The organism is Aquihabitans sp. McL0605, assembly GCF_049993875.1.
Taxonomy (GTDB): Bacteria; Actinomycetota; Acidimicrobiia; order Acidimicrobiales; family Iamiaceae; genus Aquihabitans.
Map to the genome: position 1 here is coordinate 1,666,498 of NZ_CP188252.1, position 20,264 is coordinate 1,686,761.

Genomic DNA, 20,264 nt, shown 5'->3' on the forward strand with positions numbered 1-20,264 from the left:
CCGGCCGACCGTAGGGTGGCCGTCGTGAGCGACGGCGCGCCGCGAGGCGGAGACGTGCAGGGCGACGGGACCGACGACGTCGCGTTCGTCACTCGGCTGCTCACCCGGTCGGGGCCGCGGACCCTGAGCGTGGTCATCGGGGCCCTGCACCGCACCATCGAGCTGATCTGCGTGGCCGCCGGGCTGACCGGGCTGGTGGCGCTGCTCCTCGGCGTCTGGGCCTGGCACCACTCGCTGCCCGGTGCGGCCATCGCGGTGGCCGCCGGCCTGCCCACGCTGGTGATCGCCGGGTACGTGGGGATGCGGACGCGGGCGCTGGCGGCGGCCATCCGGCGCCCCAACGAGGTGCTGGCCCAGGCCCAGGACCTGGTGCTGCGCGCCAAGGGCAGCCCCGAGCTGCACAAGCTGGCCGGCCGCCTGCGCGATCGCAAGGCCGCCAAGAACGCCGGGCTGGGCCGGATGCGGCGAGCGGTCCGGACCGGGCAGCTGGTCAGCTCGGTGATCGGTCTGGCCTCCCCCGACCCGAAGCGCCACGACCTGCTGATCCCGTTCACCCCCGACCGCCTCCGCAACCTCTGGCTGGCGGTGACCATCGGACTGTGGGCCTGGCTGATCTCGGCGGTGATGGCGTCGCTGGCGTTCCTCTCGCTCGCCATCCAGGCGCTCTGACGCCTCCGAGCGCTGGGCGCTCAGCTGAGATCGTCGGCGGTGACGCCGTCGAGCGCACCATCGCCGCGGAGCACGTGGGCCCCGTCGACCGACCGGACCAGCACCGCGGTGCCCGAGAGCCGGCGGCCGTCGAGCGTGTCGATCTCCACCCGGTAGGTGCCCCGCGGGATGGGAGCGGGGTCGAGGGCATAGGCGAGGCACTCCCACTGCAGGGCGTCGATGCCGTCCTGCTCGGCCACCAGCAGGTAGGCCGCCTTCAGGATCACGGGCACCTGCTCGATCGCGAGGTGGGCGACGTCGAAGCGGGCGTGGCGCATGGCGCCATCATCGCCCGGAACGGCTTCGGGAGGTGACAGGGGTGGTCGGTAGGCTCACCGGTCGTGAGCAGCGACGCCCAGCCCCCGTACCCGAAGGTTCCGAGCCGCGCGGACTATCCCGCGATCGAGCGCCGGATCCTGGAGTTCTGGGCGGCCGACGGCACGTTCGAGGCCTCGGTCTCCCAGCGCCCCGCCGACCAGGAGTACGTCTTCTACGACGGTCCCCCGTTCGCCAACGGCCTCCCGCACTACGGGCACCTCCTCACCGGCTACGTGAAGGACGTCGTCCCCCGCTACCAGACGATGCGCGGCCACCGGGTCGCCCGCCGCTTCGGCTGGGACACCCACGGCCTGCCCGCCGAGATGGAGGCCGAGAAGGAGCTGGGCATCGCCGGCCACAAGGCCATCAACGAGTTCGGCATCGACAAGTTCAACGACTACTGCCGCACCTCGGTCCTGCGCTACACCGCCGAGTGGGAGCGCTACGTCAACCGCCAGGCCCGCTGGGTCGACTTCCAGGACGACTACAAGACGATGGACCTCTCCTACATGGAGAGCGTGATCTGGGCCTTCAAGCAGCTCTGGGACAAGGGCCTCATCTACGAGGCCTACCGCGTGCTGCCCTACAGCTGGGGGGCCGAGACGCCCCTGAGCAACTTCGAGATCCGCCTCGACGACGCCACCCGTCCCCGCCAGGACCCAGCCATCACCGTGGCGTTCGACCTCGATCCCGTCGACGGCGATCCCGGCCCGCTCAAGCTCCTGGCCTGGACCACCACGCCGTGGACGCTGCCGTCCAACCTGGCGCTCGCCGTGGGCCCCGACCTCACCTACGCCGTGGTCGAGCACGACGGCACGCACTACGTCCTCGGCGAGGCCACCCTCGCCCACTACGCCGCCGAGCTGGGCGAGGCCACCCCGGTGGCCACGCTCACCGGGGCCGAGCTGGTCGGCCGCAGCTACGCGCCGCTGTTCGGCTACTTCGCCGACAACCCCCACAGCTTCCGGGTGCTCGCCGGCGACTTCATCGACACCGAAGAAGGCACGGGCGTCGTGCACATCGCCCCCGGCTTCGGCGAGGACGACCAGCGCGTCGGCAACGCCGCCGGCATCCCGCTCGTCGTCCCGGTCGACGAGAAGGGCCAGTTCACCGAGGACGTGCCCGACTGGGCCGGTGTCAACGTGTTCGACGCCAACCCCGACATCATCCGGCACCTCAAGTCCGAGGGCCGGGTCCTGCGGCACGAGACGTACGACCACAACTACCCGCACTGCTGGCGGACCGACACGCCCATCATCTACCGGGCCATGTCGTCCTGGTACGTCCGCGTGAGCGACCTCACCGACAGGCTCCTGGCCCACAACCAGGAGATCAACTGGATCCCCGAGCACGTGAAGGACGGGTCCTTCGGCAAGTGGCTGGCGGGAGCCCACGACTGGTCCATCAGCCGCAACCGGTTCTGGGGCTCGCCCATCCCGATCTGGCAGAGCGACGACCCGGCCTACCCGCGCACCGACGTCTACGGCAGCCTCGACGAGATCGAGGCCGACTTCGGCGTGCGTCCCGACGACCTGCACCGGCCGGTCGTCGACGAGCTGACCCGGCCCAACCCCGACGACCCCACCGGGCGGTCCACCATGCGGCGGGTGCCCGAGGTGCTCGATTGCTGGTTCGACTCCGGCTCCATGCCCTACGCCCAGGTGCACTACCCGTTCGAGAACAAGGAGTGGTTCGACTCCCACGCCCCGGCGGACTACATCGTCGAGTACATCGCCCAGACGCGCGGCTGGTTCTACACGCTGCACGTCCTGTCGGTCGCGCTGTTCGACCGCCCGGCCTTCGCCAACGTCAACTGCCACGGCGTGGTGCTCGATGCCGAGGGACGGAAGCTGTCCAAGAAGCTCCGCAACTACCCCGACCCCGAAGAGATCATGGAGGAGATCGGCTCCGACGCGCTGCGCTGGTACCTGATGTCCTCGCCGATCCTGCGCGGCGGCGACCTCAAGATCGCCGAGGACGGCTCGGGCATCACCGACATGGTGCGCCTGGTGCTCAACCCGATCTGGAACGCCTTCCACTTCTTCACGCTCTACGCCAACGCCGACGGGTACCAGGCCCGGTTCCGGACCGACGCCACCGGCGAGCTGGACCGCTACCTCCTGGCCAAGACGCGCACGCTGGTCGACGCCGTAACCACCGCCATGGACGCCTACGACATCGCCGGCGCCTGCAACCAGATCACGTCGTACCTCGACGCCCTCAACAACTGGTACATCCGCTCCAGCCGCGAGCGCTTCTGGGCGCCGGGTGCCGTGGCCGCCGACGGCGGGGCCGCGTCGGCCGACAAGGCCGACGCGTTCGACACCCTCTACACGGTGCTGGTGACCCTCTCGAAGGTCGTCGCCCCGCTCCTGCCGATGCTGGCCGAGGAGATCCACACCGGGCTCACCGGCGAGCGGTCCGTCCACCTGGCGGACTGGCCCGACGCGTCGGTGCTGCCGGCCGACCCCGAGCTGGTGCGGGCCATGGACGAGGTCCGGGCCGTGTGCTCCACCGCCCTCGGCCTGCGCGAGGAGCGCAAGCTCCGCAGCCGGCTGCCCCTCCCGTCGCTGGCGGTGGCCGGCGACCGCGCCGCGGCGCTGGCCCCGTTCTCCCACCTGATCGCCAACGAGCTCAACGTGAAGGCCGTCGAGGTCTCCGGTGACCGCACCGCCTACGGCACCGAGGTCGTGCGGCCCAACCCCCGCGTCCTCGGACCCCGCCTCGGCAAACAGGTGCAAGAGGTCATCAAGGCCGCCAAGGCCGGCGACTGGTCACGGGCTGCCGACGGATCGGTGGTCGTGGGGGGTCACGCACTCCAGGAGGGCGAGTACGAGCTCGTGCTGCAGACCGCCGACGACGTGGCCGCGGCGCCCGTCCGCTACGTCGACCCCGAGGGCCGCACGATCGACACCGGCCTGGTCGTCGCCCTCGACACCAACGTCACGCCCGAGCTGCACGCCGAGGGCATCACCCGAGACCTGGTCCGAGCGGTCCAGCAGGCCCGCAAGGACGGCGGGCTCGACGTCACCGACCGCATCAGCCTCCGTCTCCAGCTCCCCGACGAGGTGCAGGCGATGGTGGCGGCGAACCAGCAGCACCTCGCCGACAGCGTCCTGGCCACCTCGGTGTCCTACGTCGACGAGCCGCAGCCGAGCGGGTGCGCGCTCGACGGGGTCGAGGTCACCTTCTCGGTGGCCAGGGCCTGAAGCAGCGGCGCTGGGAGCCGTCGGCCTGCGCCCTCCTCCACCCATCAGAGGCCGGCCACGTAGCTCTTGAAGCCGGCGTCCTCGAGCAGCAGGCCGAACGAGTCGACGCTGTTGAACTGAGCACCGCCCCCGTCGATCATCGCCTTGAGCTGGGCGTCGTTCTTGGAGCCGTGGCCGAGCCGCCAGATGATCGCCGTGAACATCAGGTTGGCCGACTTGGTGACGAACTCGTTGCTCTCGGAGAACTGCGCCATCATCGCCGAGCGCTTGAACCCGCCGTCGAGCTTGCTCACCCAGTAGGTGCGACCGTTGCTGTCGGGCGCCCGCTTCAGCACGTTGTTGTAGACGAGGTCGACGAACTGGCCGTTGCCAAGGCTCCCGTAGGTGTTCTTGAACTCGCTCGACGTGGTCATGTTGGCGGCGATGGTGTTGAGCGAGGCCCCGGTCCGGAGCTTCTTGATCCAGTAGGCCAGCCCACTCGGGTCGGGCAGCCGGTTGAACACCGCGGTGTAGAGCCGGGCGACGGGCATGGCCTCGGAGATCGACGCGCTCGCCCGGTGCACCATGATGAATCCGGGCTGGAAGTAGTGGCCGTTCCGGTACTCGTCGACGGTCTTGCTGATCTCCGCCGAGGTCGGGGCCCGGTCGGCGTAGATCTTCATCGTCGCCCGGGTGAGGTGCGTCGTCGACGTGAACGCCACGAGCGGCAGCGAGTAGCTGATGATGTAGGTGCCGTCGGCGGTCACCGAGCTCGCGTTCGTGTAGCCGTCGATCGCCACCCGGTAGTCGTCGCGCACCCGGGTCTGCAGCCAGGACACCTTGCTCGTCCGGTTCGAACTGGTGGCGTCGTCGTTGGCGGCGACGAGGGCACCGGTCTCGCTGTACACGGCGAGTCGGGTGTCGAAGTCGCTCCCGGCCGTGTAGACGTCGATGCGCTGGGTGTAGGCCTCGAAGGTGTCCATCGTCAGCCACACCGACTTGGCCGCCGGCTGGCCGGCGTGGGCCGCTTCTCCCGCCTCCTTGGTGGCCCAGCAGGTGTGGCCGCTCGTCGAGAAGATCGGTCCCCCGAAGTCCTTCGGGTTCGCCTTGTTGTCGTTGCTCGGCGGCGTCGGCACCCAGTCGTGCGCGCAGTCGGTGGCGGCCGACGCCGGCGTCGGCGTGAGGCTCACCGCCAGGCAGCCGGCGACCACCAGTGCCATCAAGGTGGTGCGACGAAGGGGGAGAGCGGGCACGTGGGCTCCTCGAGGGTGCGCCGGGACGGAAGGCCCATCATCCCCACCTCCTCGCCCCGTTCCCAGCCTTCGGCGGTCCCAACGTGGTCCCAAACGCGGCCGGCTCAGTCCTCGGATCGCGTGGGACCGGGGCACCGGACGCGCGCGACGAGCGGCCGCACCTCCGCCGATGACCACCCGGTGCGCGGCGACACGGCCGTGTGGTCCTGATCGACCCGTAGGGTCCCACCCGTGAGCGCGCCGCACGATCCGACCCGACGGCAGGCCATCGCGCTGGGCCTCTCCGCAGCCGCGGCTGTCGGCCTGGCGGCCTGCAGCTCAGACGGTCCGTCCGAGGGCGCCGGCATCCAGGACAAGATGCTCACCCCCGACGCCCGGTCCGCCCAGCGCGTCGTGGTCGTGGGGGCGGGGCTGGCCGGGCTCACGGTGGCGCTCGACCTGACCGCGGCCGGCTGGCAGGTCGTGGTGCTCGAAGCCCGCACCCGCGTCGGCGGGCGGGTCCACACCGATCGCACCTCGTTCACCGAGGGGCTGCACGCCGAGACCGGCGGCGAGTCGATCGACATCGACCACCACGATCTGCTCGCGATGCTCGAGCGCTTCCACCTCCGCACCGAGGCCCGTCCGCCCAACAAGATCCTCGACGGCCTCACCTCGTGGCACGGCCGGCGGCAGACGACATCGGCGTTCGCGGCCGGCCGCGACGGCGCGGTGGCCGCCGACTACGGGCGCTTCTACACGGAGCTGGACGACCTGGCCGCCGGGATCGACCCGGAGCACCCCGAGGCGTTCGAGCACGCCGCCGAGCTCGACGCCCGATCACTCGCCGACTTCGTCGACGGGCTCGACCTGCTCCCCGAGGCCCGCTTCCTGGTCGACACCGACAGCCGCGGGGAGTTCAACGCCGAGATGGACGACGTGTCCCTGCTGTTCGCAGCCCAGCAAGCGGCCGTGGGCGAGGACATCGAGGACAGCGGCGTCGAGGCCATGCGCGTCCACGGCGGGAACGACCAGCTGCCGGCCGCCATGGCCGAGGAGCTGGGCGACCGGGTGGTGCTCGGCGCACCGGTGACCAAGGTGGTCCACGGCCCGGAGGGCGTGACGGTGACCGCCGGCGGCAAGGCGTACGCCGGGGCGTGGCTGGTGGTGGCGTGCCCGTTCGTGCCCCTGCGACGGGTCGCGTTCACGCCGCCGCTGCCTGCCGCCCTGGCCGACGCGATCGACGGGCTCGATCTGGGCCAGGCGGCCAAGGTCACCGTGCAGTACCGGTCGGCGTTCTGGGCCCACGACCCGGCCGGCCGCCTCTCGGGCTTCACGGTGACCGACGAACCGTTCGGGATCGCCTGGTCCCCCACCGACTCCTACGCCGGGCCCGGCGGCCAGGCGCTGCTGACCGCGTTCATGACCGGCGACGGAGCCGACGAGGCCGCCAGCCAGTCCGAGCACGACCGGATCGCCGCGGTCCGCCGGCAGTTCGCCGCCGTGTACCCCGAGGCCCCTGCCGCCGACGCCCACCGGCAGGCCACCACGGCGTGGGCCGACGAGCGCTACACGGGCGGTGGGTACGCGGTGCCGCACCCGGGGCAGATGGCACCGTTCTGGCCGGCCATCCGTTCCGGCACCGGCCGCATCCGCCTCGCGGGCGAGCACACCGAGACCCTGGCCGGCTACATGGAGAGCGCCGTCCGCAGCGGCCACCGCATCGCCAAGGAGCTCGGCCCGCCCCCGGGCTGACCCGAACCCTCGCCCAAAACCGAACGAACTCTCTGTGCGGACCGTTGCCAGGCAACGAGCAGCACAGAAAGTTCGGTTCAGGATTGCAGAGCGGGCAGGCCCGCTCGGTGCTACTTGAGCTCGACGCTCGCGCCGGCGGCCTCGAGGGCCTCCTTGGCCTTGTTGGCGTCGTCCTTGGAAGCCTTCTCCAGGATGGGCGAGGGGGCGCCGTCGACCAGCTCCTTGGCCTCCTTGAGACCGAGGTTGGTGAGCGAGCGCACCTCCTTGATGACGTTGATCTTCTTCTCACCGGCAGCGGTGAGGATCACGTCGAACTCGTCCTGCTCTTCGGCAGCGTCAGCAGCGGCGCCGCCACCGGCGGGGCCGGCCACGGCCACGGCGGCGGGAGCCGCAGCGGTCACGCCGAACTTGTCTTCGAACGCCTTGAGGAGCTCGGAGAGCTCCAGGACGGACAGGTTGGCAATCGAGTCGAGGATTTCTTCTTGGGTAGCCATGGTCAGCTCTCCTGTTCGGTGTCGGCCGAGTCCTCGGCCTGATCGGTATCGGTTTCGGTTGCAGCGGCCGGAGCCTCCGCAGGGGTTTCTTCGGCGGGGGCGTCAGCCTCAGCCTCGGGGGTGGCAGCCTCGGCTTCGGGCTCGGCCGCGGGGGCCTCCTCCGCTGCGGGGGCCGGAGCATCGGCAGGAGCGCCGGGTGCGCCGCCCTGGTCGATGAGGGCCTTGAGGCCGTAGGCGAAGTTGCGGGGCAGGGCCTCGAGCAGACCGGCGAACTGCTGCAGCGGGGCTGCGAGCAAGCCGGCGAACTTGGCGAGGAGCACCTCTCGGGGCTCCAGGTCTGCCAGCGCCTTCACATCGCCTTCGCTCAGGACCTGATCGCCGAGCAGGCCACCCTTGACCACGAGGGCCGGGTTGGTCTTGGCGAAGTCCTGGAGTGCCTTGGCGACGCCGACGGCGTCTCCGGACACGAAGGCGATGGCTGTGGGGCCGGTGAGCAGGTCGTCGAGCTCCAAGCCCAGGTCCCGGGCCGCGATGCGGACCAGGGTGTTCTTGTAGACCTTGTACTCGCCCCCCGCGTCGTGCAGCGCACGACGGAGGTCGGCAGTTGCCGACACGTTGAGCCCCCGGTATTCGGTGAGCACTGCCGCCGACGACTCCTCGAGCTTGGCTCGGACCTCGTCGACCACAGCGACCTTCTCGGGTCTCGGGTTCTCCATGGGCACCTCCTCTCATCTGTCTGTGTTGGGTTTCGGAGGCAGTCGCTTCCGAAAATGCGAATTGGGTGTCCGCAATGCGCGAACACCCAATGAAACAGACGAGATCGAGATGTCGTCCGCCTCATCTGGCGGGCCCGTGGGCCCTTTCAGCGCCCGAGGGCGCACCGGAGGTCTTCGGCGTACTGCAGGTTGTGCGGGGGCCACCGTAGACGGTGACCCCCGGGAAGTCCTAGACGGCGACCTCGGGCTTGAGGCGGCCGCTGTCGATCTTGATGCCGGGGCCCATGGTGGAGCTGACCGAGATCTTCTTGAGGTAGCGGCCCTTGGCCGACGCCGGCTTGGCCCGCTGGAGCTCGTCGAGCACGGCCCGGAAGTTCTCCTCGAGCGCATCGGGGCTGAAGCTCACCTTGCCGAGCGGCACGTGGACGTTGCCGTAGCGGTCGGTGCGGTACTCGACCTTGCCGCCCTTGAACTCGGCGACGGCCTTGGCCACATCGGTGGTCACGGTGCCGGTCTTGGGGTTGGGCATGAGGCCACGGGGGCCGAGCACCCGGCCGAGACGACCGACGACGGGCATCTGGTCGGGGGTGGCGATGGCCAGGTCGAAGTCGAGCATGCCGCCCTCGACCTCGGCGGCCAGGTCGTCGGCGCCCACGAACTCGGCGCCGGCCTCGCGGGCGGCGGCCGCGGCGTCGCCGGTGGCGAACACCGCGATGCGCACGTCCTTGCCGGTGCCGGCCGGGAGGGCGACGGTGCCGCGCACCATCTGGTCGGCCTTGCGGGGGTCGACGCCGAGGCGCACGACGAGCTCGACGGTCTCGTCGAACTTGGCCGGGGCCAGCGCCTTCACGTGGCCGAGGGCTTCGGCGATGCCGTGCAGCGCCTCGGTGTCGTAGCGCTTGATCGCGTCGGAGTACTTCTTGCCTTGCGCCATGGTTGGCTCCCTCAGGGGTAAGGCCGCCGGGCGAGGTCGTCCCGGTCGAGCCGTTGGTGGAGCACCCGCGGCTGCGGGTGCGGGGATCAGTTGACCGAGAGGCCCATCGAGCGGGCGGTGCCCTCGACGGTCTTCTTGGCGGCGTCGAGGTCGTTGGCGTTCAGGTCGGGGAGCTTGATCTTGGCGATCTCCTCGATCTGGGCCGCGGTGACCGAGCCACCGGACTCCTTGCCGGGGTTCGACGACGCCTTGGCGACACCGGCGGCCTCACGCAGCAGCACGGCGGCCGGCGGGGTCTTGGTGACGAACGTGAACGAGCGATCCTCGAAGATGGTGATCTCGACGGGGATGATGGTGCCCCGGTTGGCTTCGGTCTGGGCGTTGTACGCCTTGCAGAAGTCCATGATGGCCACGCCGTGCGGGCCGAGCGCGGTGCCGACGGGCGGTGCGGGGGTGGCCTGTCCAGCGGGGATCTGGATCTTGACGACGGCCTTGACCTTTTTCTTGGCCATGGGGGTTCAGTGCTCCTACGAAATTTTGGGGACGGGTCAGCCTAAGCGCGCGGGCAAGAAGTTGCCCAAGCCGCGTGGGCTAGAGCTTGGCGATCTGGCTGAAGTCGAGCTCGACCGGGGTCTCACGGCCGAAGATGTTGACCAGGACCTTGACCTTGAGCTGGTCCTCGTTGATCTCGACGATCTCACCGCTGAAGTCGGCGAAGGGGCCTTCCTTGACCCGGACGGTCTCGCTGATCTCCCACTCGAGGCGGGTGCGGGTCTTGGTGCCGGCGGCCTGGCGCTCGTCGCCCTCGACCGGAATGGACAAGAAGGTCTCGACCTCCTTGCGGCGCAGCGGCGAGGGCTTGGTGCCCTGACCGACGAAGCCGGTGACGCCGGGCGTGTTGCGGATCACGTACCAGGAGTCGTCGTCGAGGTGGCAGCGCACCAGGAGGTAGCCCGGGAACATCTTCTTCTGGACGACGACCTTCTTGCCGCCCTTGAACTCGGTGACCTCTTCCATGGGGATGACCACTTCGTGGATGCGGCCCTCCATGTTCATCGACGAGGTGCGGGCCTCGAGGTTCTGCTTGACCTTCTTCTCGTAGCCCGACTGCGTGTGCACGACGAACCACTTCCCGGGACGGTTGGCCGGGTTGTCGACGACGGGCGCCTCTTCGGCGATGAGGTCCTCGGCGTCGATGGCGGCGGGGGCCGGGGCGAGGATCTCGCCCGTCTCGGGATCGACCAGCGGCGCGGCTTCGTCGGCCGGCTCGCCAGCGGGGGCGGCCTCGGCGTCGACGAGGACATCGGTGCCCTCGGCAGGCGCGTCGACGGCGTCGACCGCCTCGGGGGCGTCTTCGCTGGGCGTGTCGTTGTTGTCGAAGCTCATGTGGTTGGCACCGTTGGCAGAGGGCGAGACCCGGAGGTCACTGGTTGATGATCCAGAGGACGGACTTGGAGAAGCCGTAGTCGAGGATGGCGATGAAGGTGGTCATCACGATCAGGAAGATGAGCACGATGAACGAGAGGCTCAGGGTCTCGCGGCGCGACGGCCACGCCACCTTGCGCAGCTCGGCGTTCACCTCGCGCACGAACTCGCGCGGCTTGGTGCGGGGCTCCTTGGGCGCGGTGGCGGACGGCGCGGGCCGGCGCGTGGCCTTCTGGTTCCCTTCCGCGTCAAGCTGACCCTGGCGCTGGAGGAGTCTTTTGTGCTCTCGGTTCATCGCCATGGCTGGCCTCGGCGCGTGGGGGACTGGATCTGAAAAGCAGGGCAGGAGGGACTCGAACCCGCAACCGCCGGTTTTGGAGACCGGTGCTCTACCAATTGAGCTACTGCCCTTGGGGGTTCTTGCTCGGCTGACCACCTTACGCCGAACCCAGGGGGCGACCAACTCGCGGCCAGGTCCGACGGGGCTTCGGACCAGGCCCGATTTCGTGCCAGGCTGGACGGGTGGACGCCACCGACGATGCTCGCCCTGATGCGGGGTCAGACGCGGTAACCCTCTCGGTCACTCCGGGGTCTGAACCGCCGATGCGGTTGGTCCACCCCCCGAGCGCAAGCGTCGACGAGCTGGTCGAAGCGGCCAGATCTGGCGACGCGGCCTCGTTCGAGGAGTTGGTCAAGCGCACCAGTGCCGACACGTTCACCCTGGCCCGTCGCCTCGTCTCCGACGACGAGGACGCCCGAGACGTCGTCCAGGAGGCCTACCTGCGGGCCTACCGGTCGATCGGGAAGTTCCGGGGTGACGCCCAGTTCTCCACCTGGCTCTACCGCATCACCGCCAACTGCGCCTCCACCCACCTCGGGCGGCGGCGCCGGCACCGGCACGACGAGCTCGACGAGGAGGTAGACGTGCCCGATTCCCAGCCCGAACACGATCCGGCCATCGCGGCCGACGCTTCCCTGCTGCGCCAGGAGCTCGAGGCCGCCATCGCCGACCTACCGCCGCGCCTGCGCGCCGTGGTGGTGCTGCGGGACATCTACGACCTCAACCACGCCGAGATCGCCGACGAGCTCGGCATCTCGGAGTCGGCGGCGAAGGTCCGCCTCCACCGGGCCCGCAAGCGCCTGCGGGCCCAGGTCTTCCCCCTCGCCGGGGAAGCCACCCACCTCGACCCCGAGGAGCACGCCCGTGCTGTCTGAACTGATCCGAGATCGAGGCACCGCCGCGCCGGCGTCCTGCGAGGCCATGGCCGACCTGCTGCCGGGCGTGGTCGACGGCACCAGCAAGCTCGACCGCACCGATCGCCGTCACGTCGAGCGCTGCCTGCGCTGCCAGGCCGAGCTGGCCCAGTACCGCAAGCTCCTCCGCGCCATGCAGGCGCTGCGCACCTCCCCCATGGCGGTGCCAACCGGGCTGGTCACCGAGGTGATCGCCACCCTCGAGGCCGCCGGGGAGCGCAGCGCCGTCCGCGCCACCCTCACGGGCCGCAAGGTGGCCTACATCGGTGGGATCGCCGCCGCCGCCACTGCGGCCGGCGCCGGGGCGGCGATCGTGCTCGTGAGCCGCGGCCGCAAGGGCCGACTGCCCCTCGCGGGCTGAGCCCCGGCATCTCGCGACCCTTCTGCGACCCGCCCACCGCGGCCCTCGGCCCCCGGGTGCGCGCCGCGGTCATCGACCTGTTGGCCGGGCGGCGCGACGACCTCGTGGGCGGGAACGACGAAGGGGCGCCCGGAGGCGCCCCTTCGCTTCGTTCGGTCCTGCGGGCCGGTGCTCGCCGAGGCGAGCGACGGGCTACTTCAGGATCTCGATGACGCGGCCGGCGCCCACGGTGCGGCCACCTTCACGGATGGCGAACCGAAGGCCCTCATCCATGGCGATCGGCGCGATCAGCTCCACCGTCATCGACGTGTTGTCACCCGGCATGCACATCTCGGTGCCCTCCGGCAACGTGATCGTCCCCGTCACATCCGTGGTCCGGAAGAAGAACTGCGGCCGGTAGTTCGCGAAGAACGGCTTGTGACGACCACCCTCCTCCTTCGTCAACACGTACACCTCACCAACGAAGTCGGTGTGCGGCGTGATGCTGCCCGGCTTGCACAGCACCTGACCCCGCTCCACCTCTTCCTTCTTCGTGCCACGAAGCAGCGCACCGATGTTGTCGCCCGCCATGCCCTCATCGAGCAGCTTGCGGAACATCTCCACACCCGTGCACGTCGTCTTCTGCGTCGGCTTGATCCCGACGATCTCCACCTCATCACCCGTGTGGATCTGACCCTGCTCCACCTTGCCGGTCACCACCGTCCCACGACCCGTGATCGAGAACACATCCTCGATCGGCATCAAGAACGGCTTATCGATGTCACGCACCGGCTCCGGCACGAACGAATCGACCTCCGCCATCAACTCCAACACCTGCGCCGCCGCATCCGCATCACCCTCGAGCGCCTTGAGCGCCGACACCCGAACCACCGGCGTGTCATCACCAGGGAACTCGTACTCCGTCAACAGCTCACGGACCTCCATCTCCACCAACTCGAGGAGCTCCTCATCATCGACCATGTCGCACTTGTTCAACGCGACCACGATCGACGGCACCCCGACCTGACGAGCCAACAGCACATGCTCACGAGTCTGAGGCATCGGACCATCCGTCGCCGCCACCACGAGAATGGCCCCATCGACCTGCGCCGCACCCGTGATCATGTTCTTGATGTAATCCGCGTGACCCGGCATATCCACATGCGCGTAGTGACGGTTCGCCGTCTCGTACTCCACATGCGAGATGTTGATCGTGATCCCCCGCTGCCGCTCCTCCGGAGCCTTGTCGATCATGTCGAACGGCGTGAACGCCGTCGTCGGATCCGCATCATGGAGCGTCTTGGTGATCGCCGCCGTCAACGTCGTCTTGCCATGGTCGATGTGACCCATCGTGCCAATGTTCAGGTGCGGCTTGTTCCGCTCGAACTTCTCTTTACCCATGACATGCTCCTTGCGAGATGACGGACTTGCTTGACGTCTCCCCCGGCACCGGCGACGGCACACGGGCGATTGGTAGCGGCGGCCGGGTTCGAACCGGCGACAACTCGATTATGAGCCGAGTGCTCTGACCAACTGAGCTACGCCGCCAGGTACTGGCTTGCGAGCCTCCTGTGGGAATCGAACCCACGACCTCTTCCTTACCATGGAAGCGCTCTGCCGACTGAGCTAAGGAGGCGAGGGCCGCGCACCCAAGGGGCGCTCGGACCGGTTCGTCAGCATAGCCAGGGGTCCCCAGGAGGACGAAAGCCGGTTCCGAAGGTGATGCCGGCGTCACCCGCGAGGGGCACGAATCTGGGCCGTTCGGCCCACCAACCGCTCAACATCCAGGTCGGGAGGCCGATGGTGCGCGGTGCAGTACACCCGTCTGGTCATCGAGGAGGGCGCGACCACGTTCTCGCTCAGCTTCCACCCGCGCCTGACGGTGGTCGCCGGCGTCGACGCGTCTGCACGAAAGGGCCTGGTCGCAGAGCTGATCGGCGGCCTCGGGAGCACCCGCACGGGCGTGAACCTGGAGCTCACCGACGACCGTGGCCGACGTCTCGCCGTCCTGCGGCCCGCCTCGGGCGGCCACCGGGTGATCGACCTGACCAGCGGCTCCGATGTGAGCGAGGAGTTCCGGGGCGGCGACGGCCGCCTCGACGTCCTCGGCCGGTACGGCATGGACGCCCGCAAGGCCAACGACGCCCTGCACCTCGACCGGATCGGGCTCAACCGCGACGCCCAGCGCGACGACGTGGTCCAGCGCCTCAGCGAGCTCGATCAGACCGAGCTCTGGTCCACCGCCGCCCGCGTGCGGATCACCGAGGACGAGCTCCGGGCCCTCGGCGAGTCCCGCGACCTCGACGAGGACGCCGAGCTGGTGGCCCGCATCGAGCGCCACCACCACACCCTCGAGGCGGTCCTCGACCAGCACCGCCGGCTCCGCCGCGACGCGTCGATGGTCTGCGCCGTCTCCCTCCTCGCCGCCATGCCCGTCGCCCTCGTGCGCCCCGGGATGGCCGTACCGATCCTGGCCATCGGCCTCATCACCGTCCTCATGGCCTTCATGCTGCGGGCCCGGGTCGAGGCGGTGCAGCGCCAGGAGCAGAGCGCGCTCGCCGACGCCGGCGTGAACTCCTACCTCGGCTACGTGGTCGGCCGGGTCAACGACATGATGGACGACACCGAGTCGCGCCGCCGGCGCCTCGCCGTCGCCGAGGACCACCGGGCCGCGGCCATGCGCTGGACTCGACTGGCCGGCGACGTGAGCGTCGAGTGGGCCCTCTCCCACCACGAGGAGATCGAGACCGCAGCCCGCCTGCGCCGCGAGCTCTCGAACCTCGGTCAGATCTCCACCACCGCCCCGGCGCTCGACGAGGAGACCACGGCGCTCGCCCAGTCGCTCATCAGCCACCTCGGACGGCTCCGGACCCTCGGATCGGGCGGCGAGAGCCTGCCCCTGATCCTCGACGACCCGTTCACCGAGGTGGCGCCGTCGACGAAGCTCACGCTGATGGAGCTGCTCGCCCGATCGGCCGGCACGCCGCAGGTGATCCTGCTCACCGATCAGGACGAGGTCGCCTCCTGGGCCCGCCTCGAGGCGCTCACCGGCGAGGTGGCGCTGGTGGAGCCGTCGATCTCGACGCAGCCCAGCCAGCGCCCCGGCGCGGCCTCCCGAGACCTCGCGGTCTGACTTCCCGCCGAGGGGCCAGACCTATCATCCGCGGGTGCCCATCCCCCTTGCGGTCCGGCTCGTCGACACGTTCCCGTTCAGCGAGCCGTACGAAGCCGACCTGCTCCTCCTGAAGCTCGAGGCGGAGGACGGCCTCGTCGACCGGTGGATCATCGTCGAGAACTCGTACACCTTCCAGGGTGCGTACAAGGGCCTGCACGCCGCCGACCTCATCGCCGGCGACGACCGCTTCGCGCCGTACCGGGACCGGATCCAGGTGATCACCGCCGACCGCCCGCTGACGCCACCCGATCACGGCGGCGGCCGAGACACCGACGCCTTCGAGCACGAGCGCTGGCAGCGCGACCTCGCCATGGCGGACGTCCTCGCCCTCGACGACGACACCTGGGTCTTCTGCTCGGACACCGATGAGCACCTCGACGGGCGGGACGACCGCCGCCGGGCCGCGCTCGACACCCTGCTCACGAACGGCGACACCATCGTCGACATCCCGTTCATCCGCTACTGGTACGACATCGACAACCGCTACGAGCCCATCCTCGGCTGCGCGGCCGTACGCGTCGGCCACCTCCGGGCCGGGACGACGGTGGGGGCGGTGCGCCAGGGACGGAACCTGCAGCTGCCATCGGCCAGCGATGCCGACGTGATCGGCTTCGAGTACTCGTCGTGCCTGCCGACCGACGAGGTCATGCGCAAGCTCGACACCCAGGCCCACGCCGGGTACAGCCGCGACGACCTGCTGGCCGCGCTCCGCTGCAACCGTCGCCCCGCATCCGCGGCCTGGGGCGACCGCGTGCGGCGCACCCCCCACTGGTTCTTCGATCGCGTCGAGCTGACGCCGTGGAACTCACCGGCGTCGATCCGCGACGATCCGGACCGGCTCCGGACCGGGATCGTCGACCCGGCGTACGAGGCCAACCGCCGATCGGAGCACCCCGAGCTGTACGGCGTCCGGGGCGTCCTCACGACGGCCGGCGACAGGGTCCGGAGCGCGTCCACGGCCGGGCGCCGCCTCGGGCGGCGGGCGGTGCACAAGGCGAGGCGCTCCGTCTCGCGCCGGTCCGCCTGAGCGGCCGCTCCCTGGCACCCCTTTCCCCGGTCGACCGCGGGGAGTAGCGTCGCTCGCCCTGTCTGAACCCGTCCCGAGGACCTGACGCATGACCGGCCCGACCGCGAGCACCACCGTCGACCTCGACGGCGAGCGCGACGCGCTGGTGCGCGCCCGCACCGCCGTGCAGGCCAAGCTGGTCGCGCTCGACGGCATCTCCGGCGGCGGCGCCGACGCCCTGGCCGACGAGTACATCGACGCGGTGGTCCGCGGCGCCATCGAGAAGCTCCAGCAGGAGCTGGTGGTGTTCGGCCGCATCGACGACGACCAGCCCTGGCGCGTCGGGCTCTACGGGATCGATCAGGACGGCGACCAGCTCGTGATCGACTGGCGGGCGCCGTTCGCGGGCGGCTTCTACCAGGCCGGCCTCGACCACCCGATGGGCCTCGAGCGCCGCGTCACCTACGTCGGCTCCATCACCGACCTGTTCATCGAGGACTTCACCTCGGGCGAGGTGAGCGGGTCCTCTCCGCTGCTCGGCGAGCTGTCCCGCAGCCGCGGCACCGAGATGCGCGCCGCCGTGGCCACGCTCCAGTCCGAGCAGGACGCCCTGGTGCGCCTCGACCCCACCGCCAAGCTGGTGCTGCGCGGCGGGCCGGGCACGGGCAAGACCGTGGTCGGCCTCCACCGGGCGGCGTGGCTCGTCTACAACGACCGCCGCCTCACCGCCGGGCGCATCCTGGTCGTCGGCCCCAGCGACAAGTTCCTCCGGTTCGTGTCGGCCGTGCTGCCCACCCTGGGCGAGGCCCGCATCGTCCAGACCACGTTCGACCGCCTGCTCGGCGCGTCCACCGCCGCAGGCAGCGACCCGCGCTGGCTCGACGTGCTCGACCGGTTCGAGGCCGGGCTGCTCGAGCCGGGTGAGATCCGGGTGGGCCTGACCCGCATCCGCATCGACGAGGTCACCGAGCTCATGGAGCGCATCGGCAGCCGCGCCATCCCCTGGCGAGACCGCCGCAAGGCGTTCGTCGGCCGCCTGGCCAACGCCCACGGTCTCAAGGTCGGCGACGTCAGCAAGGCGGCCGCCGAGGTCTGGCCCCCCATGACCACCGACCAGGCCATGCGCCGCCTGCGCTCCCGGCCGGTGCTCGAGTCGCTCGGCATGGACGCCGATCTGATCGACGCCTGGCTCCCCCATCCCAAGGACGGAGCGCTCCTCGACGAGGTGCGGGCCCGGGTCGAAGGCGTGCCGGCCACCTACGGCCACGTCATCGTCGATGAGGCGCAAGACCTCAGCCTCCTGCAGCTGCGGGCCGTGCAGCGCCGGTCCACCGGCCTGACCCTCGTCGGCGACGACGCCCAGCGATCCACCCCCAACGGGCTCGGGCTGCGAGCCGCCGCCGACCTGCTGGAGGTTCCGCCCGCTGAGATGGCCACGGCGTACCGGATGTCGGCGGAGATCGCCGACTGGCTCAACGACCACGCCGCCGCCCACGGCATCGACGCCGTCCACCTCCTCGGCATCCGCCCCACCGGGGTGGCGGTGGAGGAGGCGCCCGGCGACCGGGCCACCGCCTCGACCCGCCTCGACCACCTGGCCGCCGAGTGGCCGAACACGGCGCTGATCACCAGCGACGACACCTGGAGCCACAAGGGCGTGGAGTACGACGCCGTCGTGGTCGACACCGACGGCATGGACGCCGCCCAGATCTACCTCGCCGCCTCCCGCGCCGCCCACCAGCTGGTCATCATCCACCCCGGCTGACCGCCTCGGCTCGGCGGCACGTGCCGGGGGGCCGAGACCCGGTCGCCCATCTAGGGTGGGTCGGCCACGAGGGGGAGACGCATGGGACGATCGAGGTGCCGACGGGCCGCGCCGGCGGCCGCCATCGCAGGCGTGCTCGTGCTGCTGCTCGCCGCGTGCCAGCCACCGGAGCCGTGGACGAAGGTGACGATCACCGGCTTCACCCCCGCGGCTCACCACGTGCTGAACAGCATCACCCAGGACCAGGGCGTCGCCACCGTGTACCGGACCTCCCCCACCACCGGGAAGCCGACGCTCAGCCTGGTGTACGGCGGCGAGGTGATCGACAAGGCGTTCAGCGACGATGGCTGGACCCACGTCGGCGATCCCGACTCGCTCCGCGGCTTCGTGGTGTACCCGTACCAGGCGTCGGACTTCACCGCCGGAAAGATGTTCCGGGTGGTCACGCCGAACCACCGCTCGTTCCGGTACACCCACGCGCTCGACGGTGGCGAGGAGGGCAACAACAGCTTCGCCTCGATCTCGCCCGACGGGCAGTGGCTCGTGTCGGGCGAGTGGGACACCGAGGGCCGGCTGCTCGTGTTCCCGATGCCGATCCTCAACCCTTCGGTCCCGAGCGGCGACCGGCCGCTCGCGCTGGCCGCCCAGATCTCGCTCTCGACCCCGCTCGACCAGGTGCAGGGCTGCGACTTCCAGACCCCCACCTCGCTCCTGTGCTCGGTGGACGACGCGCAGAAGCGGCTGGTCCGCATCACCCTCCCCGCCGCGCTCGACGGCACCGACACCACGGGCACCGTGACCCAGCTCGGGAAGCTGCCGCTGTTCAGCACGTGCCAGCACGGCTTCGAGGCCGAGGGCGTCGACTTCGACCCGGTCACGAACCTCCTCCGGGTGGCGGTCATCCCCCCGCCCCCCTGCTTCCTCCACACCGACCAGTACACCTACAAGCTCAAGCCCTGACCGACCGAGCGGGCGAGCGCACCGCGAGGCCAGCCCAAGGCGGGGCGCCAGCAAGGCGCGGCCGGCGAGCGCCAGCGGTTTCGCCGAAGGCGAGGGCCCAAGCGGCCCCGGCCGACGAAGGAGGCCGCAGAGCCGGAGGAGAGGGCAGGGGTGAGCCCAGGGCGAAGCCCGCAGGCAAGGGGTCCAGCTCACCGCGGAAGAGGCAGAGAGAACGAGAAGACCAAGGAAGGATTCGGCCCACGAATGAAGAAAGCCCCGCCGTCGGCGGGGCTTTCTTCATTGGTGGGCCGAGTTGGATTTGAACCAACGTAGGCATAAGCCGACGGGTTTACAGCCCGTTCCCTTTGGCCACTCGGGCACCGACCCAGGACGAACGATCGTAGCGTCCTCCCCCACCCCGTCGGCAAGCGGAACGGCCGCCCCTTGCGGCGGTACTGTCAGGCCCATGCCCAGCTTCGATGTTGTGTCCGAGGTCGACATGCAGGAGGTCCGCAACGCCGTGGACCAGGCGTCTCGGGAGCTCGCCAACCGCTACGACTTCAAGGGGACGAACTCCTCGATCGAGCTCGCCGACGACACCATCAAGATGGCCACGGCGTCGGAGGACCGGCTCAACGCCCTCAAGGTCATGCTCGAGGAGAAGCTGGTCAAGCGCCAGGTGTCGTTGAAGTCGATCGACTACGGCAAGGTGGAGGAGGCATCGGGGGCCACGGTCCGCCAGGTGGCGTCGATCGTCGCCGGCATCTCGTCCGACAAGGCGCGCGAGCTCAACAAGTTCATCAAGGGCCTCGGCCTCAAGGGCATCCAGTCCTCCACCCAGGGCGACCAGCTCCGGGTCACCGGCAAGAAGCGCGACGACCTCCAGGGCGTGATCACGGCGCTCAAGGAAGCCGACCTCGGCATCCCCCTGCAGTTCAACAACTTCCGCGACTGAGCCCGGACGCGGCAGCGCCCCGCTCGGGTGGGAGAGCGGGACGCTGCCTAACTGGGTCGC

19 protein-coding genes and 4 tRNA genes are annotated in these 20,264 nt (G+C 70.1%); 10 read left to right on the forward strand and 13 right to left on the reverse strand.

Annotation, left to right across the window (positions count from 1 at the left end; translation table 11 throughout):
* Positions 1-24: 24 nt before the first annotated feature.
* Positions 25-669, forward strand: a complete 645-nt coding sequence (locus ACPPVX_RS07500) for a hypothetical protein (RefSeq protein ID WP_426574275.1) — start codon at positions 25-27, stop codon at positions 667-669.
* Positions 670-689: 20 nt separating this feature from the next.
* On the opposite strand, the gene ACPPVX_RS07505 is transcribed toward ACPPVX_RS07500, so the two are convergent.
* Positions 690-986, reverse strand: coding sequence for a hypothetical protein (locus ACPPVX_RS07505; RefSeq protein ID WP_426574276.1), 297 nt, complete (start codon positions 984-986; stop codon positions 690-692).
* A 63-nt stretch (positions 987-1,049) separates the two neighbouring features.
* On the opposite strand from ACPPVX_RS07505, the gene ileS reads away from it, so the two are divergent.
* The gene (gene ileS, locus ACPPVX_RS07510; protein ID WP_426574277.1) at positions 1,050-4,235 is read left to right on the forward strand and encodes an isoleucine--tRNA ligase; all 3,186 of its coding nucleotides are present in this window, start codon (positions 1,050-1,052) and stop codon (positions 4,233-4,235) included.
* Positions 4,236-4,279: 44 nt separating this feature from the next.
* Here the strand turns inward: ileS and ACPPVX_RS07515 are convergent, their stop codons facing one another.
* Positions 4,280-5,467, reverse strand: coding sequence for a DUF4214 domain-containing protein (locus ACPPVX_RS07515; protein WP_426574278.1), 1,188 nt, complete (start codon positions 5,465-5,467; stop codon positions 4,280-4,282).
* 231 nt (positions 5,468-5,698) lie between these two features.
* On the opposite strand from ACPPVX_RS07515, the gene ACPPVX_RS07520 reads away from it, so the two are divergent.
* Complete coding sequence (locus ACPPVX_RS07520) at positions 5,699-7,201, forward strand: flavin monoamine oxidase family protein (RefSeq protein WP_426574279.1); 1,503 nt, start codon at positions 5,699-5,701, stop codon at positions 7,199-7,201.
* A gap of 110 nt (positions 7,202-7,311) precedes the next feature.
* Here ACPPVX_RS07520 and rplL read toward each other — a convergent pair whose 3' ends face one another.
* The 7 genes from rplL to ACPPVX_RS07555 all read right to left on the reverse strand — a co-directional run bounded on the left by rplL (position 7,312) and on the right by ACPPVX_RS07555 (position 11,181).
* On the reverse strand, positions 7,312-7,695 hold the full coding sequence (rplL, locus tag ACPPVX_RS07525) for a 50S ribosomal protein L7/L12 (protein ID WP_426574280.1): 384 nt from the start codon (positions 7,693-7,695) through the stop codon (positions 7,312-7,314).
* Between the two features lie 2 nt (positions 7,696-7,697).
* Entirely contained in the window at positions 7,698-8,411 is a 714-nt protein-coding gene (rplJ, locus tag ACPPVX_RS07530; RefSeq protein ID WP_426574281.1) for a 50S ribosomal protein L10, read from the reverse strand.
* 229 nt (positions 8,412-8,640) lie between these two features.
* On the reverse strand, positions 8,641-9,345 hold the full coding sequence (gene rplA / locus ACPPVX_RS07535; RefSeq protein WP_426574282.1) for a 50S ribosomal protein L1: 705 nt from the start codon (positions 9,343-9,345) through the stop codon (positions 8,641-8,643).
* A gap of 86 nt (positions 9,346-9,431) precedes the next feature.
* Entirely contained in the window at positions 9,432-9,857 is a 426-nt protein-coding gene (rplK, locus tag ACPPVX_RS07540; protein ID WP_426574283.1) for a 50S ribosomal protein L11, read from the reverse strand.
* Positions 9,858-9,936: 79 nt separating this feature from the next.
* The gene (nusG, locus tag ACPPVX_RS07545; RefSeq protein WP_426574284.1) at positions 9,937-10,731 is read right to left on the reverse strand and encodes a transcription termination/antitermination protein NusG; all 795 of its coding nucleotides are present in this window, start codon (positions 10,729-10,731) and stop codon (positions 9,937-9,939) included.
* Between the two features lie 37 nt (positions 10,732-10,768).
* Positions 10,769-11,071: a preprotein translocase subunit SecE gene (gene secE / locus ACPPVX_RS07550; protein WP_426574285.1), complete on the reverse strand. Its 303-nt coding sequence runs from the start codon at positions 11,069-11,071 to the stop codon at positions 10,769-10,771.
* Between the two features lie 37 nt (positions 11,072-11,108).
* Positions 11,109-11,181, reverse strand: a tRNA-Trp gene (locus ACPPVX_RS07555).
* A 192-nt stretch (positions 11,182-11,373) separates the two neighbouring features.
* On the opposite strand from ACPPVX_RS07555, the gene ACPPVX_RS07560 reads away from it, so the two are divergent.
* Both ACPPVX_RS07560 and ACPPVX_RS07565 read left to right on the forward strand, forming a co-directional pair.
* Complete coding sequence (locus ACPPVX_RS07560) at positions 11,374-11,985, forward strand: RNA polymerase sigma factor (protein ID WP_426574286.1); 612 nt, start codon at positions 11,374-11,376, stop codon at positions 11,983-11,985.
* Entirely contained in the window at positions 11,975-12,385 is a 411-nt protein-coding gene (locus ACPPVX_RS07565; protein WP_426574287.1) for an anti-sigma factor family protein, read from the forward strand. The genes ACPPVX_RS07560 and ACPPVX_RS07565 overlap by 11 nt, the downstream gene beginning before the upstream one ends.
* 192 nt (positions 12,386-12,577) lie before the next feature.
* Here the strand turns inward: ACPPVX_RS07565 and tuf are convergent, their stop codons facing one another.
* The 3 genes from tuf to ACPPVX_RS07580 form a co-directional block, all read right to left on the reverse strand.
* Positions 12,578-13,765 (reverse strand): elongation factor Tu, encoded by a 1,188-nt coding sequence (gene tuf / locus ACPPVX_RS07570; protein ID WP_426574260.1) that lies wholly within the window; start codon positions 13,763-13,765, stop codon positions 12,578-12,580.
* A 70-nt stretch (positions 13,766-13,835) separates the two neighbouring features.
* Positions 13,836-13,912 (reverse strand) — tRNA-Met (locus tag ACPPVX_RS07575).
* 15 nt (positions 13,913-13,927) lie between these two features.
* Positions 13,928-14,000 (reverse strand) — tRNA-Thr (locus ACPPVX_RS07580).
* Positions 14,001-14,174: 174 nt separating this feature from the next.
* Between ACPPVX_RS07580 and ACPPVX_RS07585 the strand changes: the two genes are divergently transcribed.
* From ACPPVX_RS07585 to ACPPVX_RS07600, 4 genes are all read left to right on the forward strand, one after another.
* A complete protein-coding gene (locus tag ACPPVX_RS07585) occupies positions 14,175-15,497 on the forward strand; it encodes a hypothetical protein (protein WP_426574288.1) in 1,323 nt (440 codons plus the stop codon).
* A gap of 34 nt (positions 15,498-15,531) precedes the next feature.
* Positions 15,532-16,566, forward strand: a complete 1,035-nt coding sequence (locus ACPPVX_RS07590; protein ID WP_426574289.1) for a hypothetical protein — start codon at positions 15,532-15,534, stop codon at positions 16,564-16,566.
* 88 nt (positions 16,567-16,654) lie between these two features.
* Complete coding sequence (locus ACPPVX_RS07595; protein WP_426574290.1) at positions 16,655-18,310, forward strand: AAA family ATPase; 1,656 nt, start codon at positions 16,655-16,657, stop codon at positions 18,308-18,310.
* Positions 18,311-18,391: 81 nt separating this feature from the next.
* Complete coding sequence (locus ACPPVX_RS07600) at positions 18,392-19,270, forward strand: hypothetical protein (RefSeq protein ID WP_426574291.1); 879 nt, start codon at positions 18,392-18,394, stop codon at positions 19,268-19,270.
* Between the two features lie 280 nt (positions 19,271-19,550).
* Here the strand turns inward: ACPPVX_RS07600 and ACPPVX_RS07605 are convergent.
* A tRNA-Tyr gene (locus ACPPVX_RS07605) sits at positions 19,551-19,636 on the reverse strand.
* A 79-nt stretch (positions 19,637-19,715) separates the two neighbouring features.
* Between ACPPVX_RS07605 and ACPPVX_RS07610 the strand changes: the two genes are divergently transcribed.
* Positions 19,716-20,204, forward strand: coding sequence for a YajQ family cyclic di-GMP-binding protein (locus ACPPVX_RS07610; RefSeq protein WP_426574292.1), 489 nt, complete (start codon positions 19,716-19,718; stop codon positions 20,202-20,204).
* Positions 20,205-20,264: the final 60 nt, after the last annotated feature.

Excerpts from the sequence above, each read along its gene's own strand:
- ACPPVX_RS07505 (WP_426574276.1), bottom strand. The coding sequence starts at position 986 with ATGCGCCACGCCCGCTTCGACGTCGCCCACCTCGCGATCGAGCAGGTG.
- rplL (WP_426574280.1), bottom strand. The coding sequence starts at position 7,695 with ATGGCTACCCAAGAAGAAATCCTCGACTCGATTGCCAACCTGTCCGTC.
- rplJ (WP_426574281.1), bottom strand. The coding sequence starts at position 8,411 with ATGGAGAACCCGAGACCCGAGAAGGTCGCTGTGGTCGACGAGGTCCGA.
- rplA (WP_426574282.1), bottom strand. The coding sequence starts at position 9,345 with ATGGCGCAAGGCAAGAAGTACTCCGACGCGATCAAGCGCTACGACACC.
- rplK (WP_426574283.1), bottom strand. The coding sequence starts at position 9,857 with ATGGCCAAGAAAAAGGTCAAGGCCGTCGTCAAGATCCAGATCCCCGCT.
- nusG (WP_426574284.1), bottom strand. The coding sequence starts at position 10,731 with ATGAGCTTCGACAACAACGACACGCCCAGCGAAGACGCCCCCGAGGCG.
- secE (WP_426574285.1), bottom strand. The coding sequence starts at position 11,071 with ATGGCGATGAACCGAGAGCACAAAAGACTCCTCCAGCGCCAGGGTCAG.
- ACPPVX_RS07560 (WP_426574286.1), top strand. The coding sequence starts at position 11,374 with ATGCGGTTGGTCCACCCCCCGAGCGCAAGCGTCGACGAGCTGGTCGAA.
- tuf (WP_426574260.1), bottom strand. The coding sequence starts at position 13,765 with ATGGGTAAAGAGAAGTTCGAGCGGAACAAGCCGCACCTGAACATTGGC.
- ACPPVX_RS07595 (WP_426574290.1), top strand. The coding sequence starts at position 16,655 with ATGACCGGCCCGACCGCGAGCACCACCGTCGACCTCGACGGCGAGCGC.
- ACPPVX_RS07600 (WP_426574291.1), top strand. The coding sequence starts at position 18,392 with ATGGGACGATCGAGGTGCCGACGGGCCGCGCCGGCGGCCGCCATCGCA.
- ACPPVX_RS07610 (WP_426574292.1), top strand. The coding sequence starts at position 19,716 with ATGCCCAGCTTCGATGTTGTGTCCGAGGTCGACATGCAGGAGGTCCGC.